A 16,530-nucleotide genomic window follows, 5' to 3' on the forward strand; every position below is an offset into this window, starting at 1 on the left:
TGCCGCCGAAGCTGGGATTGTCGTCCCAGCCTACACGCCTGGATCGTGCGGCGGATCAACCCGCCTGCCGCAGCAGCTCCGTCACCTCATGCTCGATCCCCTCGAGATCCGGAATCACTGCAATATCGTCGCGTACCAGCACCTGCGCCTTCACGCCCTGCGGCAACGGCTTGCCGTCATGCGTGGGAATGATCAGCTCGGCATTCAGCGTGGTCAGGCGCGGAAAACCCTGGGTGACCACCGCCACGAAAGGCACATCCGGATTGTCGCCCAGCGCTTTGAGTACTGCCACACGCACGCTGAGCTCCGCATCGCCTTCTTCAGCGCCGGCCAGCTTGGTGAACGAAACCAGAGGCACGCGCCAGCCACGCCATGCGATGCGGCCGAGTAGCCACTCCGGGGCACCGGCTACAGGTTCGGGAGCGGCGAAGGTGATTACTTCGGCCACGGTGGCGTTGGGTAGCAGCAGGCGCAGGTTGCCAACCGGCACCAGCACACAGCGGATTTCGCGGGGTAGCGGCTGTTCACTCATTGTAAGTCCTCCACCAGACGCACCGCGAGTTCTTGCGGCGAGCCGGAAAAACTGGCCAGGCGCTCGGCCATCACGCCGTTGACCATGTCGGCATAGTGATCACTGGCGGATGCCTCCACCCACACTTGCCCACCGCGATCGTGGATCGCCTGGGCGCCCGCCACGGCATCGGTAGCCTGGCCGGCAAACACGATGGCCAGCGCGCCGCGTCCGAACACATTGGCGGCCATGGTGAAGCTGCTGTCGATCGAAGGCGACTGCCCACCGGCATCATCGTTGGCGGCGCTGATCTCCACCCGGCCATCGCGGGTGATACGCACCTGTTGCCCACGCGGTACCACCACTACTTCGCCGGAGCGGGCGCGCATACCGGCAGTGGCCACCTTGACCGGCAAACTGGAGCCTGTCGCTAACCCGACAAGCATCTGTTCGAGCGCTTCGTTGGCGTGGTGCTGAGTGAGCAGAATCGGCAGCTTCAGGCCGCCCGGCAGTGCGCCGAGAAAGGCGTTCAGCGAGGCTCCGCTATCGCGGGCCGCTCCCAGCACCAGCAAGCGCGAGAAGGCCGTATCCAGTTCGTGCAGGTGCGACTCGAACGGCTGATATTCGCCTTCGGGCGCGATGGCGTCTTCCATCGACACCAGCTCCAGGCTCATGCCCGGCTCGACTGGTGATTCGTGTTCCAGAAACTCTACGTCCGGCGCCAAGTAGTCAGCGGCGCTGAGCTTTTCGAGGCCGGGCGCCGCCTTGTCGCCAGCCGGTGCGTGCTCGTGTTCTTCCACGAAGCCCCATTCCGGCACGAGCGGCGCGGACGTCTGCTGCGCCAGCGTGGCCTTTTCGATCACCGGCGGGGTGAACTCTTCGTCGAGCGAAGCAAGCGACAGATGATCCAGATTGATGTTGAACGCCGGAGCTTCCATGCGCGCTGGCGCAGGCACAGGCGCGGGGGCCGGTGCAGGCGCCGGGGCAAACCCGGGCGAAGTAGGGATCTCATCATGCAGCTCCGGCTCGATCTGCGCCGGATCCTGCCAGCCGAAATCGCCGTCGTGCAGCGGCGGCAGCTCGTCTTCCGCCTTGAATTTCAGCGACCCGAATTCGCTTTCGGAGGAGTGTTCGACGGATTTGTCATCGGCGAGCAGGGCTTCCAGTTCGGCCGCCAGCGAGTCCGAGGATGTTTCCCGCCGAACCGACGTCTCGTCGGGTTGTTGCAGCAAATCCGCCAGCGCGGTCTGGCTCGGCGCCGGCTCGGCATCCTCTACCGAAGCGACCGCCGCCACGGGTTCCGCCGGGGCTTCGGACTGAGCCGGCACGACCTGCGTCGGCTCCTGCACGCTAACCGGCTCGGCCGCTGCGACGGCTTCGGCAGAAGATTCGGACTGCGGCGCGGCGGATGGCGGCGTCACCGCCTGCGCATGCTCGGGGCGCGGCGGATCGATGGTGTCCTCGTTGAGGGTCTTCGCGGCCAGGTGGCGCGCCCAGCGCGCGCGATCCCAGCCGTCCAGGCCGCGGCTGGCTTGGGCGTCATTGAACACCACAGGGATGTCACCGGTGGCGACCAGCTCGTAGATCAGGTCGAGCGCGGTGTCGTCCACCGAATCGTCCAGGTTGACCACCAGCACATCGACGCCGGCTTGCCGCAATTTGGCGACATCGAAGCTGCTGATCGGACCTTCGTGTGCAATCCGGGCGCCATGCTCGGAGAGTGCGGTGCGCAGATGACCACCTAGCTCGGCGTCATCGAACAACAGCGCGACCGCAACGACCTTATCACTCATTCACCGGCTCCTGCGCGTGTTGCTCCAATACTTCGCCTATCTGCGCCAGCAATTCGGCTTCCTGGTAGGGCTTGCCGAGGTACCGTTCCACGCCGATGTCGAAGGCGCGCTGGCGGTGCTTCTCGCCGGTACGCGAAGTGATCATGATGATCGGCACCTGGCACAGGCGCGGATCGGCCTTCATCTGCGTCGCCAGCTCGTAGCCGTCCATGCGTGGCATTTCGATGTCCAGCAGCATCAGGTCCGGGACCCGCTCGTGCAGCTTTTCCAGCGCATCCAGGCCGTCCTTTGCGGTTTCAACCTCGTATTCGTGGCGTTCGAGCACGCGGCCGGTGACCTTGCGCATGGTGATCGAATCGTCCACCACCATGACCAGCGGGCGCACGCGTTGTTCTTCGACCGCCGGCGCCGTCGTGGCGTGATCCAGACCTTCGGCCAGACGCTGTTCGCGACGGGCCAGGCCATGACGCACCAGCGGCGCGAGATCGAGAATCACCAATACCGAGCCGTCGCCCATGATGGTGGCGCCCAGGATGCCGGGCACCGAACTCACCTGCGGGCCGACCGACTTCACCACGATTTCGCGCGAACCGATGACGGCGTCGACACGGATCGCGGCGCGCAGTTCGCCTGAACGGGTCAGCAGCAGCGGCAATTGCTCTTCATCGCTGATGCCCGGGACCAAGCCAAGCAACCCGGCCAGGTCATGGACCGCGTGCTCCTCGCCGTTGTAGTCGAACTGCGGGTTGTCCTGCGCCAGGCGCTCGGCCAATTCTTCCGGGCTGATGCGCGCGACGCCCTGCACCGAAGTCATCGGGATGGCGAAAGTGGACTCGCCGATGCGCACCAGGATCGCCTGGGTTACCGCGAGTGTGAACGGCAGACGCAGCACGAAGGTGGTGCCTTCGCCTTGGCGCGACTCGATCGCGAGCGAACCACCCAATGACTTGATCTCGCTGGCCACCACGTCCATGCCCACGCCACGGCCGGCGAGCTGAGTGACGGTGCTGGCGGTGGAGAAGCCGGTCTGCGTGATCAGTGCCAGCAACTGGTCGTCGGACAAGCGCGTTTCCGGACGGATCAGGCCACGTTCGATCGCGCGCCTGCGGATCGCTTCGCGATCCAGGCCGCGGCCGTCGTCGCTGACGCGAATCACTACTTCGGTAGCTTCGCGCGCTACGCGTATGCGTACCGAGCCTTCTTCCGGCTTGCCCGCCTTCAGGCGCTCTTGCGGCACCTCGATACCGTGCGCGACGGCGTTGCGCAGCATGTGCTCGAACGGCGCCTTGATACGGTCGAGCAGGTTGCGATCCATTTCGCCGTGCGCGCCTTCCACATACAGCTGCGCTTTCTTGCCTTCTTCCTGCGCTGCCTGACGCAGCGTGCGGCGCAGGTTCGGCACCATGGTGTCGAACGGCAGCATGCGGGTGCGCAGCAGGCCTTCCTGCAGTTCCGAGCTTACTCGTGACTGCTGGATCAGCAAGGTTTCGGCCTGGCGGGTCAGCTCGTCCAGCATGCCCTGGATCGACACCAAGTCAGATACCGATTCGGCCAGTGCGCGCGAATACTGTTGCAATTGCGAGAAACGATCGAGTTCGAGCGGATCGAACACGCTCATACCGCCTTCGCGGTGTTCGCGCTGGAAGCGCGCAATGATCTGCGCTTCGGTTTCGATTTCCAGCATGCGCAGCTGGCTGCGCAGACGCGATACAGTCTGTTCGAGTTCGACCAGGTTGAAGCGGTAAGCCGATACTTGCTGCTCCAGGCGCGAACGGTAGATCGCCACCTCGCCAGCGTGATTCACCAGGCTGTCGAGCAGTTCCGCGCGTACGCGGATCTGTTCCAGCGCGGTGCGTCCCGCCTCCTCGGCTTGCGACTGGTCTTCGACCGGCAATAGCGAAGGCAGCTCTTCCAGGCTTGCCGGCGCAGCCGGTGCCGGCGCCACAGCGACGGGTGCGGGCTCAGGTGCCGAGGTCGGAGCTTCGGCGACAGGTGCTAGCGGCTCCTGTCCGCCACCCTGCAGATGCGCAACCATGGCGTGCGGATACGCAATCGACTTGCCTTGCGAAACTCGCTGCACCAGGCCATGCATCTCGTCGAACGCGGCCTCCAGCGTACCGATCAGCGGAACGGTCTTGCTCGGATCAATGCCATGCGAGCGTTCCAGCAGGCTTTCCAGCGCGTGGCTGAGATCGCCCACCGGCGTGACGCCCGCGATGCGCGCACCGCCCTTGAGGGTGTGCAGCGCACGCAAGAGACCGGCCATGTGCGAAACATCGGTCGGCTCGGCGTGCCATTTCGCCAGCGTACCGTCGGCATCGTCGAGAATCTCGCGCGCTTCCTCGCTGAAGATTTCCAGCAAGTCCGGATCGATGTGGCCGAAGCTCATCAGCTCGCCGGCCGGCACGCGTTCCACCGGTTGATGTTGGATCGGCGCTTCCGACGCAACCGGCTCCTCGTGCTGTGAAGCCTCGGCGACCGGCTCTGCAATCAGATCTTCGTGATGCGGAGTCTCAGCAACCGGCTCTGCAGGTAGCTCTTCGTGCAGCGGAGCCCTGGCAACCGGCTCTGCAGGCAGCTCTTCGTGCAGCGGAGCCCCGGCAACCGGCTCTGCAGGCAGCTCTTCGTGCAGCGAAGCCTCGGCGACCGGTTCTGCAGGCAGCTCTTCGTGCAGCGGAGCCTCGGCGACCGGTTCTTCGACAGACTCGTCGGAAGGCGCCTCGGCAGCGTGCTCCAAGTCATGCTCAGGTGCCTCCGGTTCAACGGCAGGCGTTGCTTCGGGCGCCGGCTCGTCGACGGGTGCATGCACGGATTCCTCGTGCACCGGCTCGTCGAGCAGTTCGTTCGCGACCGCGTGATCGAATTCCAGTGGATGCTCGATCGGCGCCGGCTCTTCGGTCCCCGGCTCGTCAGCGGCGCGTTCGGGCTCCAGCGCTTCCAGGCTGGCCAACAGCTCGGCGAACTCCATGTCTTCGGCGCTAGGCTCGGGTTCGCGATGAGGGGATGCCGGCTCGGCTTCGACCGGCTCCTCCGCCGCAAGCGCTTCGAGCAGCTCGGCGGTGTAATCATCCCCTGCGGCCACAGGAGCTTCGGTTGGCAGTTCAACGCTAGAGGGCGCCGGCTCTTCATCCTGCTGCTCGGCGGCAACGGGAGCCTGCTCTTCTTCCTGGTGTGCAACCGGTTCGGCAAGCTGCACCGGAGCCGGCGGCTCAAGCGGTGTCGGTTCGGCGGCATGCGGCTCGAACACCACGTGCGCCATCTGCGGTTCGGGCTGGTGATCGCGCAGTTCGGCGAGGCGCGCAATGATCGCCGAAGCATCCGGCAACTGCGGATGCGCAGCGTCGAACTGCGCCATGACTTCGTCGACCACGTTCGCGCTCTGGCGCAACAGGCGCACACCTTCGCCCGACAGCGGTTCACCCACTGCGCGCAGGCGCTTGAGCAGGCTTTCCAATGGCGACAGCAGCTGAATCAGCACCGGAATGTCGACCATCGCGATGGCGCCATGCAGGGTGTGCACGGCGCGCAGCAGGCCATCTTCGACCGGCAGATCGCCCTCAGCGAAGGTCACCGCATTGCGGATGGTCTGCAGGTACTGCGCCACTTCGCTACGCAGGATTTCCAGCAGAACCGGATCGACCGGCGGGAGTACCGGCGCTTCGAGCACTTCGGTGGCCGGCACGACCACATCGAACGGCTGCGCGGCGGCAACCGAATGCTCGGTATGCGTGGCGGTGGGAATCGTTTCGGCCGACACACGCGGCACGCGGCGACGCACCATATGACGTACGGTCTGGGTACCGCTGGTAGCAAACTGCTCCACGCTGGCCTGTTCGCCGGCGGCAAGATGATCGGCCGCCTGCATGATGCCGGTGAGCGGCGCCATGGGTACGGTGCCATCCTTCAACGCGGAGTACAACTGCGGCAAAGCATCGATGGCGTGGCCAACCACCGCCTGCACGCCGGCGTGCGGCGCGATGGTGCCATCCAGCACGCGATTGAGCATGTTTTCCACACGCCACGCGAATTCGCCCAGCACGGCGGCACCGACCAACCGGCCCGAACCCTTGAGCGTGTGGAACGAGCGGCGGATCGGCGTGAGCTCGGCGGCCTGCGTAGGATCGACCATCCACGCCTGCTGCGCTTGGCGCAGGTTGTTGATCTCTTCCTGCATTTCCTCCAGGAAGATCTCTCGTATGTCGTCGTCGATGCCTTCAGTGGTGGTCTGGAAGCCGGCGGTGGCGGCCAGCGGATCAACGCCGGACACCTGCTCTTCGACTTCTTCTTCGATCTCGATCCAGTCTTCGCCTTCCTGGGCCATCAGCGCAGGTGCGTGCGGCTCGGTTTCGGCCAAGTGCAGCCCGGTAACGTCATGTGCGATCGGGGCTGGTGTCTCACTGCTGCCGACGAACAAGGCGCTTGCGTCATCGCCATGCGCGACGGTGACCGACTCGCTGAGCGCAGGCATCGATGCCGGCGCGAATGCATCCGCCGGAGCTGGAACCGCAGCCGGAGCAGCGGCTTCGGGTACGCTTTCCGGCGCCGCCTTGGGCAGCGGCGGCGGCCAGTAGCCCAGGCCACCCAGGCTGTGTTCGGCCACGTCCAGCACATGCTCAAGGCCGCCGCGGTGTTCGCTTGCCGCTTCGAGGTAGTACTCCAACGCCGCCAGGGCATCGGCGAGCTGATCCATTTGCGCGCTGCTGGGAATGCGCTTGTCGATGCACAGTTCGTTGCCGATAAAGCGGCCCACGCCCTCGGCGATCTGCGCCGAACGCGGCGAAGACAGCATGCGCATCGCGCCGGCTACTTCGTCCATCAGCTCCGGCATGCCGACCAGCTGCTCGTGCTGCCAGCCCGATTCGACGAACGCGACGATACCGTTCTTGACCTTGCCGGTGTTGGTGACGGCTTCGCTCATCAGCGTGGCGAGGATGTGCCGCGCCTCACTGCGCGGCAGCATCGTCACCTTGTGTTCTTCCTCTGGCTGCGTTTCCGCACCCAGGCTCTCGATGTGGTCGTCCAGCGACGCTTCCACATAGAGCAGTGCGCCGGCCACGTCGAGCAGCGACTCCTCGTCGGGACTGCGCAGGCGGTTGGCGACTTCTTCCAGCACGCGCCGCTGTTCGTTCACCACGCGGCGCGGCACATTGAGCGCGAGCATGCCGAGCGTATCGCCGACGCGCTCCAGCAATTCGGCCTGGGCACCTAGCTGGGCGGGGTCGGCGTCGCTTTGACGCAGGAACAGGTCCAGCGCTTCCTTTACGCGCAACAGGTCATCCTTCAACGCGCGCGCAACCGAATCGAGCAGCGCGCGATTGTGGCCGGCCATGGAGCCGCGCGCGTGTTCGACCTCGCTGGCCTCGGGCATCAGGCTGTCGAGGTTGTACGTCTGCGCAAGCTGCTGCATCTGCGGGCTGCGTTGCTTGGACTGCGCCACGATGTACAGCAGCTTGCGCGCGAGATCGTCCGCGTCACCACCCTGCATGGCGTCTTCGCCCTGCTCGATCAGCTGGCGAATGCTGCGATCGACCTTGCCGATCAACTGACGCACGTCGGCGGCATAAGCCTTGAGCATGCCCTGGTCGAGGCCTTCCAGCACACCGGCGGTGATCCACCACAAGCGGCGACCCGGCACGGTGCTGCAGCGCGCGGCGATCGCATTGAGCGCGTTGCGCATGCCGGTCAACTGCTGCGAACCGCCCTGGCCGCGGAACCAGGCAAGCAATTGCTGTTGGAACCGCAGGCGCAGTTCATTGACCTCGCTCTTGCGGCGCTGGACATCGACCGGGCCGGCGGCGGCCGGCGCCTGTGGCGGCAGCGGCACCTCCAGATTGGGCGTAAACAACGCCGCTTCACTCAGCGCTTCCTGTTCACGGCTGGCGCGCAGCTCGTTGAGCAACGGCAGCAGCACCACCGGCACATCGCGATGGCCGCTGGACAGACGCTCAAGGTAATCCGGCAACTGCATCAAGCCGCGCATCAGCGCGGCGTAGGCGTCCTCGCGATTGCGTATGTGGTCTTCGAGCAAGGAGATCGCGAGCGTCTCCATCTCCTCGGCAACCATCGCCGCACCGTACAGCTCGACCATGCGCAAGGTGCCTTGCACCTGGTGCAGGTTGTCGGCACAGCCGCGCATGACGTCGCGATCGCCGGGATTGTCCACGTAGGACTCCAGCGCCTGTCGTGCGAGCGCAAGCGTCTCGTCAAGCTCGGGCTTGACCCACTGGAGCGTGGTGAAATCGATGTGGTCTTGAAGTCTCATGCGCCCCCCTCAGCGGCTGCGCTCTTGCGCGCTGACACAACCGTCGAGGCTGCCCTCTCGTGAATGCCTAATAACACTTAAATCCAGCATCAACCGTCTCAACCCGGCAACTTGAAGTGCGCCACCGAACGGCGCAGGTCACTTGCCAGCTGAGCCAGATAACCAATCGATTCCGCCGTCTGGCTCGCGCCCTGCGACGTCTGCGAGGTGATCTCCTGAATCGCGTTCATGGATTGAGAAATATCCGTCGCAGCGATCGACTGCTGGCGCGCAGCGGCGGAAATGTTCTGAATCAGCGCGGACAAATCGTGCGATACGCGCTCGATGTCGCCCAGTGCGCTGCCGGCGTCCTCGGCCTTGCGGGCACCGGCCACCACTTCGGCGGTGGTCTGTTCCATCGAGTTCACCGCCTCGTTGGTATCGGACTGAATCGTCTGTACCAGCGTTTCGATTCGCTTCGTGGCGCTCGCGGAACGCTCCGCAAGGCGCTGTACTTCGTCCGCCACCACCGCGAAGCCTCGGCCCGCCTCACCCGCCGAAGCCGCCTGGATGGCAGCGTTCAGGGCGAGGATGTTGGTCTGCTCGGCGATGTCGTTGATCAGTTCCACGATCGAGCCGATTTCCTGCGAGGATTCACCCAGGCGCTTGATACGCTTGGACGTTTCCTGGATCTGGTCGCGAATCGAGTCCATGCCCGAGATGGTTTCGCGCACCACTTCGGCGCCACGCGAAGCGATTTGCACCGAGCGCTCGGCCACATCGGCCGATTCGGCGGAGTTCTTGGACACATCGTCCATCGAACTGGCGATCTGGTTGATCGCGGTGGTCGCCGTGCTGATGCGATGCGCCTGCGCCTTCGCCGCGTCGGCGAGGTGGCGCGCGGTGGTCTGCGTTTCCTGCGCCGAGGACGACACCTGCTCGGAGGTTTCGTTGATCGTCGTCACCAGGGTGCGCAATTCGTCGATAGCGTAGTTCACCGAGTCGGCGATCGCGCCGGTGATGTCCTCGGACACGGTGGTTTTTACGGTCAGGTCACCTTCGGCGAGCGAACCCATTTCGTCCAGCAGGCGCATGATCGCCTCCTGGTTACGCTGGTTCAGCTCGGTACTCTCACGGAAGCGGCGGCGCTGGTCGCCCACCAGTTGGATAACCAGCAGGATGGCGAAGGCCACGGCGCCTAGCGCACCGACCACGCCCCAGCCCACGTTCGGGAACAGGCGGCGCACCGGCAGCTGACCGATCTGTTCGGCCAGGTCGTTCGCGCGCAGCAGCACGTTCTGCGAATCCAGCGAAGCCTGGTTGCCTGCGCTCTTCACTTCGGCCAGATTGCTGGCGGCGGCCGCCAACTTGGTGACCGGATCGCTGAGCTTGTCCCACTCGCCCTGCATCTGCGACAGGATCTTGCGCGCATTGGCGTCGCCCAGCTGCTGCACGCCCATGCTCTGGTTGCCTTGCAGCAGGCCCTTCAGCACTTCACCGTAGTTCTGCGCGTCGCGTGAAAGGCCGTCGGCGGATGCCTGGGCCGATTCGCCGCCCTGCAGCACTTCCTGCACGCGGCGGATGACGCGGTCGGCCGTCAACATCTGGCGCGAGGCGCCCAGCATCTCGTCCGCGCTGGTGCCCTTGCGCTGCTGCAGGATGTTGACCACCTGCTCCATGTTGGAGTTGAGCAACGGCAACTGCTTGGAAAGATCGTCGGCGCGCTGCGTCGAATCGAGCACCACCGCCTTGTTGGAAAGGATCTTGCCGATGTCGTGATCGAGCTGCTTCCAGGCATCGGCCAGCTTGCTGACGGAACGGCCGGTAGTCGACGCGTTCTTGTCGGCATACGGCTTCATGCCGGTCTTGGTGTCGCCATTGACCAGGCGCTGCACGGCAGAATCGATGGTGTCGCGCGCGTTTTCGAGTTCGGCGAACGAATCGGGGTTACCACCGGAAGCTTCCAGCGCGTACTTGGCCGTCTGCTGCGACAGCACCTGGATCTGCGTGGTCAACGCGATCGCCTGGCGGTCTTCGCCGTTCTTGAGGTTGAGTAAGACGAAGTCGACGGCCGCGAAACCGATCGAAACCACCAGCAAGACGATCAGGATGGTATATCCCCGTTCCTTGCCGACGCCCCCTGTAATGCTCATGTTCTTCACCTCATCCGTCTACTGCACCGACACGCCAAACGTGTCGGTCAAGAATTTCACCGGGTACCGCTCGCACCAGCCAGCCGCCCATCATCAGGTGGCCGCCTGGCGGAAATCGGGCGCGCGAACCAGCCTGCCCATGCTGAACAGCGCCAGCCGCTGCCCGTCCACTTCCACCCGGTCCTCAACGAAACGCGTCAGGCGAGGATCGTCCTCGCGCTCGGCGTCACGGCGCTGTTCCGCATCCACCGTACGCTGACCGAATACCTCATCCACCAGCAGTGCGACGCTGCCGCTGCCCTGGCGAACCACCAGCAGACGCGCGCGCTCGGAATGCAGCGTACGCTCGCTGAACAGGAAGCGGGCCATATCCACTACCGGCATCAGATTGCCGCGCACGTTCGCCACACCCAGCAACCACGGCTTGGTTCCGGGTACCGGCGTCAGCGTTGGCACTGCCAGCAGTTCGTTGATCTCGTCGATCGCGCTCACGAACAGGTAGCTGCCGGCGCGATAGCCGATACCACGCCACAAACCCGGCGCTTCGAAACGCTCCTGCGTGCCGGATGCGTGCGCGAGCGAAAGCCGCTCGTAGCGGGCCAGGATCTCAAACGGCGACTGGGCGGCCGATACAGTCATGCCCGCCTCACGCTGCCTTCGGCAGCAGCTCGTTGATGCATGAAAGCAGTTCCTTCTCGTTCACCGGCTTGGTGATGAAGGCCTTGGCACCCTGGCGCATGCCCCACACGCGATCGGTCTCCATCGACTTGGTGGTGATGATCACGATCGGTACATGGGCGGTGGCAGGATCGCGCGTAAGCGTGCGCGTGGCCTGGAAGCCATTCATGCCCGGCATGATGACGTCCATGATGACGAGGTCCGGCTTGGTGGCGCGCACGCGCTCGATGCCGTCCTCGGCATTGTTAACAGAGTCAACGCGATGCCCGGCCCGTTCCAGCAGCATGGAAAACACGCGCACGTCGGTGGGTGAATCGTCGATGATGAGGATATTGGCCACGGCTCCCCCTTTAGAGCTAATTATCACGAGCCTTCAGACCGTAGTGGCAACGTGTCGATGAATGGCTCCAAGCAATTCGTCGCGAGTGAACGGCTTGGTAAGGTACTGCTCCGCGCCGACAATGCGGCCGCGCGCCTTGTCGAACAGGCCGTCCTTCGAACTCAGCATGATCACTGGCGTCGCACGAAATTGCGGATTGTTCTTGATGAGAGCGCAGGTCTGATAACCATCCAGCCGCGGCATCATGATGTCCACGAAGATGATGGCTGGCTTCTGGTCGGAGATTTTGGCCAGCGCCTCGAAGCCGTCGACGGCGGTAAGCACCTCGCAGCCTTCTTTCTTCAGCAAGGTTTCCGCCGTGCGGCGGATGGTCTTGGAATCGTCAATCACCATGACCTTTAGACCGGCCAGGCCGTTCGTAGCTACATTCAAGTTCACTTAACCCCCCCTGCTGCCTGCCCCAGGCTCAGGTACGTCATCCGACAAGCAGCAAACGGGCCACTCACCGGACGCAGATGAAAAATTCCTGCTCAAGCTGTTCTTTGGGTGCCCGATCTATGTCGGGCGCTCCTCTGTTGCTGTTTACTGCCTGGCCGCTCTTCCGTCAAGGAAAAATCGTTGTGGCGGGAGCGCTTACCATCCAAACCGCGAACACAAATGTGAAATAAAGACGCACAGTGACAGCTTCCGACAAGGGAGAGTCCTGCACCTGCCCAAATTTGCGCATGCCCACCCTTGTGAGTTCCCGACCACCTCGGCGAACATGCACGCCCCACTCCCTAGCGGAACCGCCATGCCCCGTTCGGTCGCCGTGCTGATGGACCCCATCGGCAGCATCAAGATCGCCAAGGACACGAGCTTCGCCCTGTTGCTGGAAGCCCAGCGCCGCGGCCACCAGCTCTACTACATGGAACAGGGCGACCTGGCCCTGCGCGACGGTGCGCCCTGGGCAAAACTGCGCCCGCTCAGCGTGAAGGAAGACCCGGCCGGCTGGTACACCCTCGGCGAAGCCCGCTGGACCGATCTGCGCGAGCTGGACACAGTACTGCTACGCAAGGACCCGCCGGTCGACCCGCAGTTCGTCTACGACACCCTGGTGCTGGACATAGCCCAACACGCCGGCGTGCAGGTGGTGAACGATCCGCGTGCGCTGCGCGACTGCAACGAGAAGATTTTCGCCCTGCACTTCCCGCAATGCATGGCACCGACCCTGGTGGCGCGCGATCCGGCCGAGCTGCGCCGCTTCGTAGCCGAACACGGCGACGCGGTGCTCAAGCCGCTGGACGGCATGGGCGGACGCGGCATCTTCCGCGTGCAGTCGGGCGACAAGAACCTTAACTCCATGCTGGAAACCCTGGTTCAGGGCGATTCGCACGGCCAGGGCCGCCAGTTCGCAATGGCGCAGAAATTCATTCCGCAGATCAGCGCCGGCGACAAGCGCATCCTGATGATCGACGGCGAACCGGTGCCCTACGCCCTCGCACGCATCCCCCAGGGCGACGAATTCCGCGGCAACCTTGCGGCGGGCGGCCGTGGCGAGGGCGTGCCGCTGAGCGATCGCGATCGCTGGATCGCCGCCGAGGTCGGCCCTGAATTGCGCCGCCGCGGCCTGCGCTTCGTAGGGCTGGACGTGATCGGCGACTATCTGACCGAGATCAACGTCACATCGCCGACTTGTGCTCGCGAACTGGACAAACAGTTCGGGCTTAATATCGCAGGGATGCTTTTTGACGCCCTTGAGGCCAGGCCAACTCTCGCGTGAATGCTGTAGCCCGCCGTCCCGGCGACAACAAGATCGGGGCCACCTTCGTCTTTTCGCTGCTGGTGCATGGCCTGCTGCTATTCGGCATCGGTGTCAGCTATGTGGCGACGCGCCCGGCCCTGCCCACGCTGGACGTGACGCTGGTGAACGTCGCCAACAGCGAAGCCCCGGACAAGGCCGATTTCCTGGCCCAGGCCAACAACAAGGGCGGCGGCGAGAGCGACAAGGCGCAGCGCCCGTCGCAGCCCTATTCAGGGCTGCTGCCCCTACCCAGCCAGGGTACGGCACCGCGGCCGGTTACGGCGGCGACCCCATCGCCTCAGCAAGCGACCGACCAGCGCATGCTTACTACAACCGGGCAAGCCGGCTTCAGCGTCAACAGCGACAGCGCCAAGGATGCCCGCGACACCACGGAAGCTGCCGCCGATGAAGCGCGCCTGGCTCAGGAGGCGGCGCAACTCGCCGCCGAAGTACGCCAGCAATCCCAGGCTTATGCCAAGCGCCCGCACAAGAAATTCATCTCGGCCAACACCAAGGAATACGCCTACGCCGCCTACATGCGCGGCTGGGTCGACCGCATCGAGCGCGTGGGCAACCTGAACTACCCGCAGCAGGCGCGCGACCAGCACCTGCACGGCGACGTGATCCTCACCGTAGGGCTGAACCGGGACGGCAGCATCAACAGCATCGATGTCACGCAAAGCTCCGGCTACAGCATCATCGACAAGGCGGCGATCGCGATCGTGAAGCTGTGCGCACCCTTTCCGCCGCTGCCGCCGGACAGCAAGGAAAAGGTCGATATCCTGTACATCACGCGGACCTGGCAGTTTCAGCCTGGGGATGTATTGAAGACGCGATGATGTTCGCATTTCCTCCCCCGGTAGAGGAAATGCCAGCGATAACACGGCGATAACACCGCCTAGCGCGATACTGCCGTCCTTGTTTGCCGCAGACGCCATCACGCACAGCGCTTACAATGGTCACCATGCAGACCAAATCTCCCCAGTCCCTCGCTGGTCAATTTTTGATCGCCATGCCCAGCTTGACCGAGCCGCCGTTTTCGCGCGGCGTGGCCTTCGTCTGCCAGCATGACGAGGACGGTGCAGTGGGGCTGTTGGTCAACCAGCTCTCGGAGTACCGCTTCGGCGACGTGCTGGCGCAGATGAAGCTCAACTGCAACGACCCGGAGCTGATCGACGCGCCGGTGCTGATCGGCGGCCCCGTGCAGCAGGAGCGCGGCTTCGTGCTGCATCGCGAGCACGGGCATTGGGAGTCGAGCTACCGCATCAACGGCGGCTGGTCGGTGACCACCTCGCGCGACATCCTGGTGGCGATGGCCGCCGGCGAAGGCCCTCGCCTGGCGCTGATGGCGCTGGGCTATTCGGGCTGGGGAGCCGGTCAGCTCGAGCAAGAGCTAAAGGACAACACCTGGCTCACCGCCGAGGCCAGCGAACGGGTGATCTTCCACACCCCGCTGGAGGAACGCTGGAGCGCCGCCGCCGGCCTGGTCGGCATTGATCCCCTGCAGCTCCCCGGCTACGCGGGTCACGCATGAGTTGCGTGCTTGGCTTCGACGTCGGCAGCAAGTACATCGGCGTCGCGGTCGGCAATCGTGTCACCGCGAGTGCCCGCGCCATCGCCACCATCGCCATGCGCGAGGACGCGCCCGATTGGACGGCCCTGGATGCGTTGCGCGGCGAGTGGCTGCCCGACAGCTTCGTGGTAGGCCTGCCGCTTACCCTCGACGGTGAAGAACAGGCCGCGAGCAAGCGTGCGCGCCGTTTCGCCGAACGCCTACGCGAACGCTACCGTGTGCCGGTGGCCATGGTGGACGAACGCCACAGCTCCCTTGAAGCCGCGGAGCGTTTTGCCCAAGCACGCTCCGTGGGCATGAAACGCCGCCGCGACGCCGCACAACTCGATGCCGAAGCCGCCGCGGTGATCCTCGAACGCTGGTTGCACGAAGCCGCATAACAACACCCAAAGACCCTTGCCATGTTCTCACGCCTGCGCCACCTCACCACGCTCGAAAACCTGCCGCGCGACTGTATTGAGCGACTGCTGGACCGCGCCATCACCATGCGTGACGCCTGTGCGCACGGTACGCGCAAGCTGGACCTGCTCAACGGGCGCACCATTCTGAACCTGTTCTTCGAACCGTCCACCCGCACGCGCACCTCGTTCGAACTGGCTGCGCGCCGGCTCGGGGCCGACGTGATCAATTTCGATATCGGCTACTCCTCCACGGCAAAAGGCGAGGAACTGTTCGATACCTTGCACACGCTCGAAGCGATGCACCTGGACGCCATCATCGTGCGCCACAAGGTGTCAGGTACACCCGATGAACTGGTACGCCACGCAATGAGCGGCGTGTCGGTGGTCAATGCAGGCGATGGCAATCGCGCTCATCCCACGCAAGGCCTGCTCGACGCGCTGACCATCCGCCAGCACCGGCCGGATTTCAGCGAACTCACCGTGGTGATCTGCGGCGACGTGAAACACTCGCGCGTAGCGCGTTCCGACGTGCATGCCTTCACCAAGCTGGGAGCAAAGGAAATCCGCCTGTGCGGCCCCGCCTCGCTGATGCCCGACCAACACGAATTTCCCACCTGCAAGTTCTACGACAACTTCGACCAGGCCATCGAAGGCGCCGACGTGGCGATCACGCTGCGCCTGCAGAAGGAGCGCATGGCAAGCATCGAGTTGCCGGACGAAGCCGCCTATTTCCGCGAATACGGCCTGGACAGCCGCCGCCTCGCGTCAGCCGCGCGCGGCTGCCTGGTGATGCATCCAGGCCCGCTCAATCGCGGCATCGAAATCGCGCCGGAAGTGGCGGACGGGCCGCAGTCGCGCATCCTGGAGCAAGTGGGCAACGGTGTGTTCGTGAGGATGGCGGTGTTGGGCGAGATGCTCGCCCGCTGAGGGCGGAGTTGGGGGGTGACCCCCAACATCCCCCCTGATCGCACTGTTGCTGCATGTCGCTAACGTGCTGCATTGCCTGCGGCGCTTTCGGACCCTAAAGGGCCCGAGTCACTTTTCTTTGCTGGCCTGT

General features: G+C 64.4%; 12 protein-coding genes. 5 read left to right on the top strand and 7 right to left on the bottom strand.

All coding sequences use genetic code 11. The annotated features are described in order from the left end of the window. Positions 1 to 55: 55 nt before the first annotated feature. From QQJ96_RS16730 to pilG, 7 genes are all read right to left on the bottom strand, one after another. A complete protein-coding gene (locus tag QQJ96_RS16730) occupies positions 56 to 532 on the bottom strand; it encodes a chemotaxis protein CheW (protein ID WP_284333158.1) in 477 nt (158 codons plus the stop codon). Further along, positions 529 to 2,304: a chemotaxis protein CheB gene (locus QQJ96_RS16735; RefSeq protein ID WP_284333159.1), complete on the bottom strand. Its 1,776-nt coding sequence runs from the start codon at positions 2,302 to 2,304 to the stop codon at positions 529 to 531. The genes QQJ96_RS16730 and QQJ96_RS16735 overlap by 4 nt, the downstream gene beginning before the upstream one ends. Then, positions 2,297 to 8,566, bottom strand: coding sequence for an Hpt domain-containing protein (locus QQJ96_RS16740; RefSeq protein ID WP_284333160.1), 6,270 nt, complete (start codon positions 8,564 to 8,566; stop codon positions 2,297 to 2,299). Before QQJ96_RS16740 ends, QQJ96_RS16735 begins: the two co-directional genes overlap by 8 nt. Before the next feature lie 98 nt (positions 8,567 to 8,664). Further along, positions 8,665 to 10,698: a methyl-accepting chemotaxis protein gene (locus tag QQJ96_RS16745; RefSeq protein WP_284333161.1), complete on the bottom strand. Its 2,034-nt coding sequence runs from the start codon at positions 10,696 to 10,698 to the stop codon at positions 8,665 to 8,667. 93 nt (positions 10,699 to 10,791) lie between these two features. Beyond that, the gene (locus QQJ96_RS16750) at positions 10,792 to 11,337 is read right to left on the bottom strand and encodes a chemotaxis protein CheW (RefSeq protein WP_284333162.1); all 546 of its coding nucleotides are present in this window, start codon (positions 11,335 to 11,337) and stop codon (positions 10,792 to 10,794) included. 7 nt (positions 11,338 to 11,344) lie between these two features. Next, entirely contained in the window at positions 11,345 to 11,716 is a 372-nt protein-coding gene (locus QQJ96_RS16755; RefSeq protein WP_284333163.1) for a response regulator, read from the bottom strand. Positions 11,717 to 11,749: 33 nt separating this feature from the next. Next, positions 11,750 to 12,109, bottom strand: a complete 360-nt coding sequence (gene pilG, locus QQJ96_RS16760; RefSeq protein WP_404649099.1) for a twitching motility response regulator PilG — start codon at positions 12,107 to 12,109, stop codon at positions 11,750 to 11,752. 400 nt (positions 12,110 to 12,509) lie between these two features. Between pilG and gshB the strand changes: the two genes are divergently transcribed. The 5 genes from gshB (at position 12,510) to QQJ96_RS16785 (ending at position 16,400) form a co-directional block, all read left to right on the top strand. Beyond that, positions 12,510 to 13,478: a glutathione synthase gene (gene gshB / locus QQJ96_RS16765; RefSeq protein ID WP_284333165.1), complete on the top strand. Its 969-nt coding sequence runs from the start codon at positions 12,510 to 12,512 to the stop codon at positions 13,476 to 13,478. Further along, a complete protein-coding gene (locus QQJ96_RS16770) occupies positions 13,475 to 14,338 on the top strand; it encodes a TonB family protein (protein WP_284333166.1) in 864 nt (287 codons plus the stop codon). The genes gshB and QQJ96_RS16770 overlap by 4 nt, the downstream gene beginning before the upstream one ends. 173 nt (positions 14,339 to 14,511) lie before the next feature. Then, a complete protein-coding gene (locus QQJ96_RS16775) occupies positions 14,512 to 15,033 on the top strand; it encodes a YqgE/AlgH family protein (protein WP_284333167.1) in 522 nt (173 codons plus the stop codon). After that, a complete protein-coding gene (gene ruvX, locus QQJ96_RS16780; protein WP_284333168.1) occupies positions 15,030 to 15,452 on the top strand; it encodes a Holliday junction resolvase RuvX in 423 nt (140 codons plus the stop codon). The genes QQJ96_RS16775 and ruvX overlap by 4 nt, the downstream gene beginning before the upstream one ends. Positions 15,453 to 15,473: 21 nt before the next feature. Continuing rightward, positions 15,474 to 16,400, top strand: coding sequence for an aspartate carbamoyltransferase catalytic subunit (locus QQJ96_RS16785; protein WP_284333169.1), 927 nt, complete (start codon positions 15,474 to 15,476; stop codon positions 16,398 to 16,400). Positions 16,401 to 16,530 lie beyond the last annotated feature (130 nt).

The organism is Dyella flagellata (assembly GCF_030160275.1).
GTDB classification, from domain to species: domain Bacteria; phylum Pseudomonadota; class Gammaproteobacteria; order Xanthomonadales; family Rhodanobacteraceae; genus Dyella_B; species Dyella_B flagellata.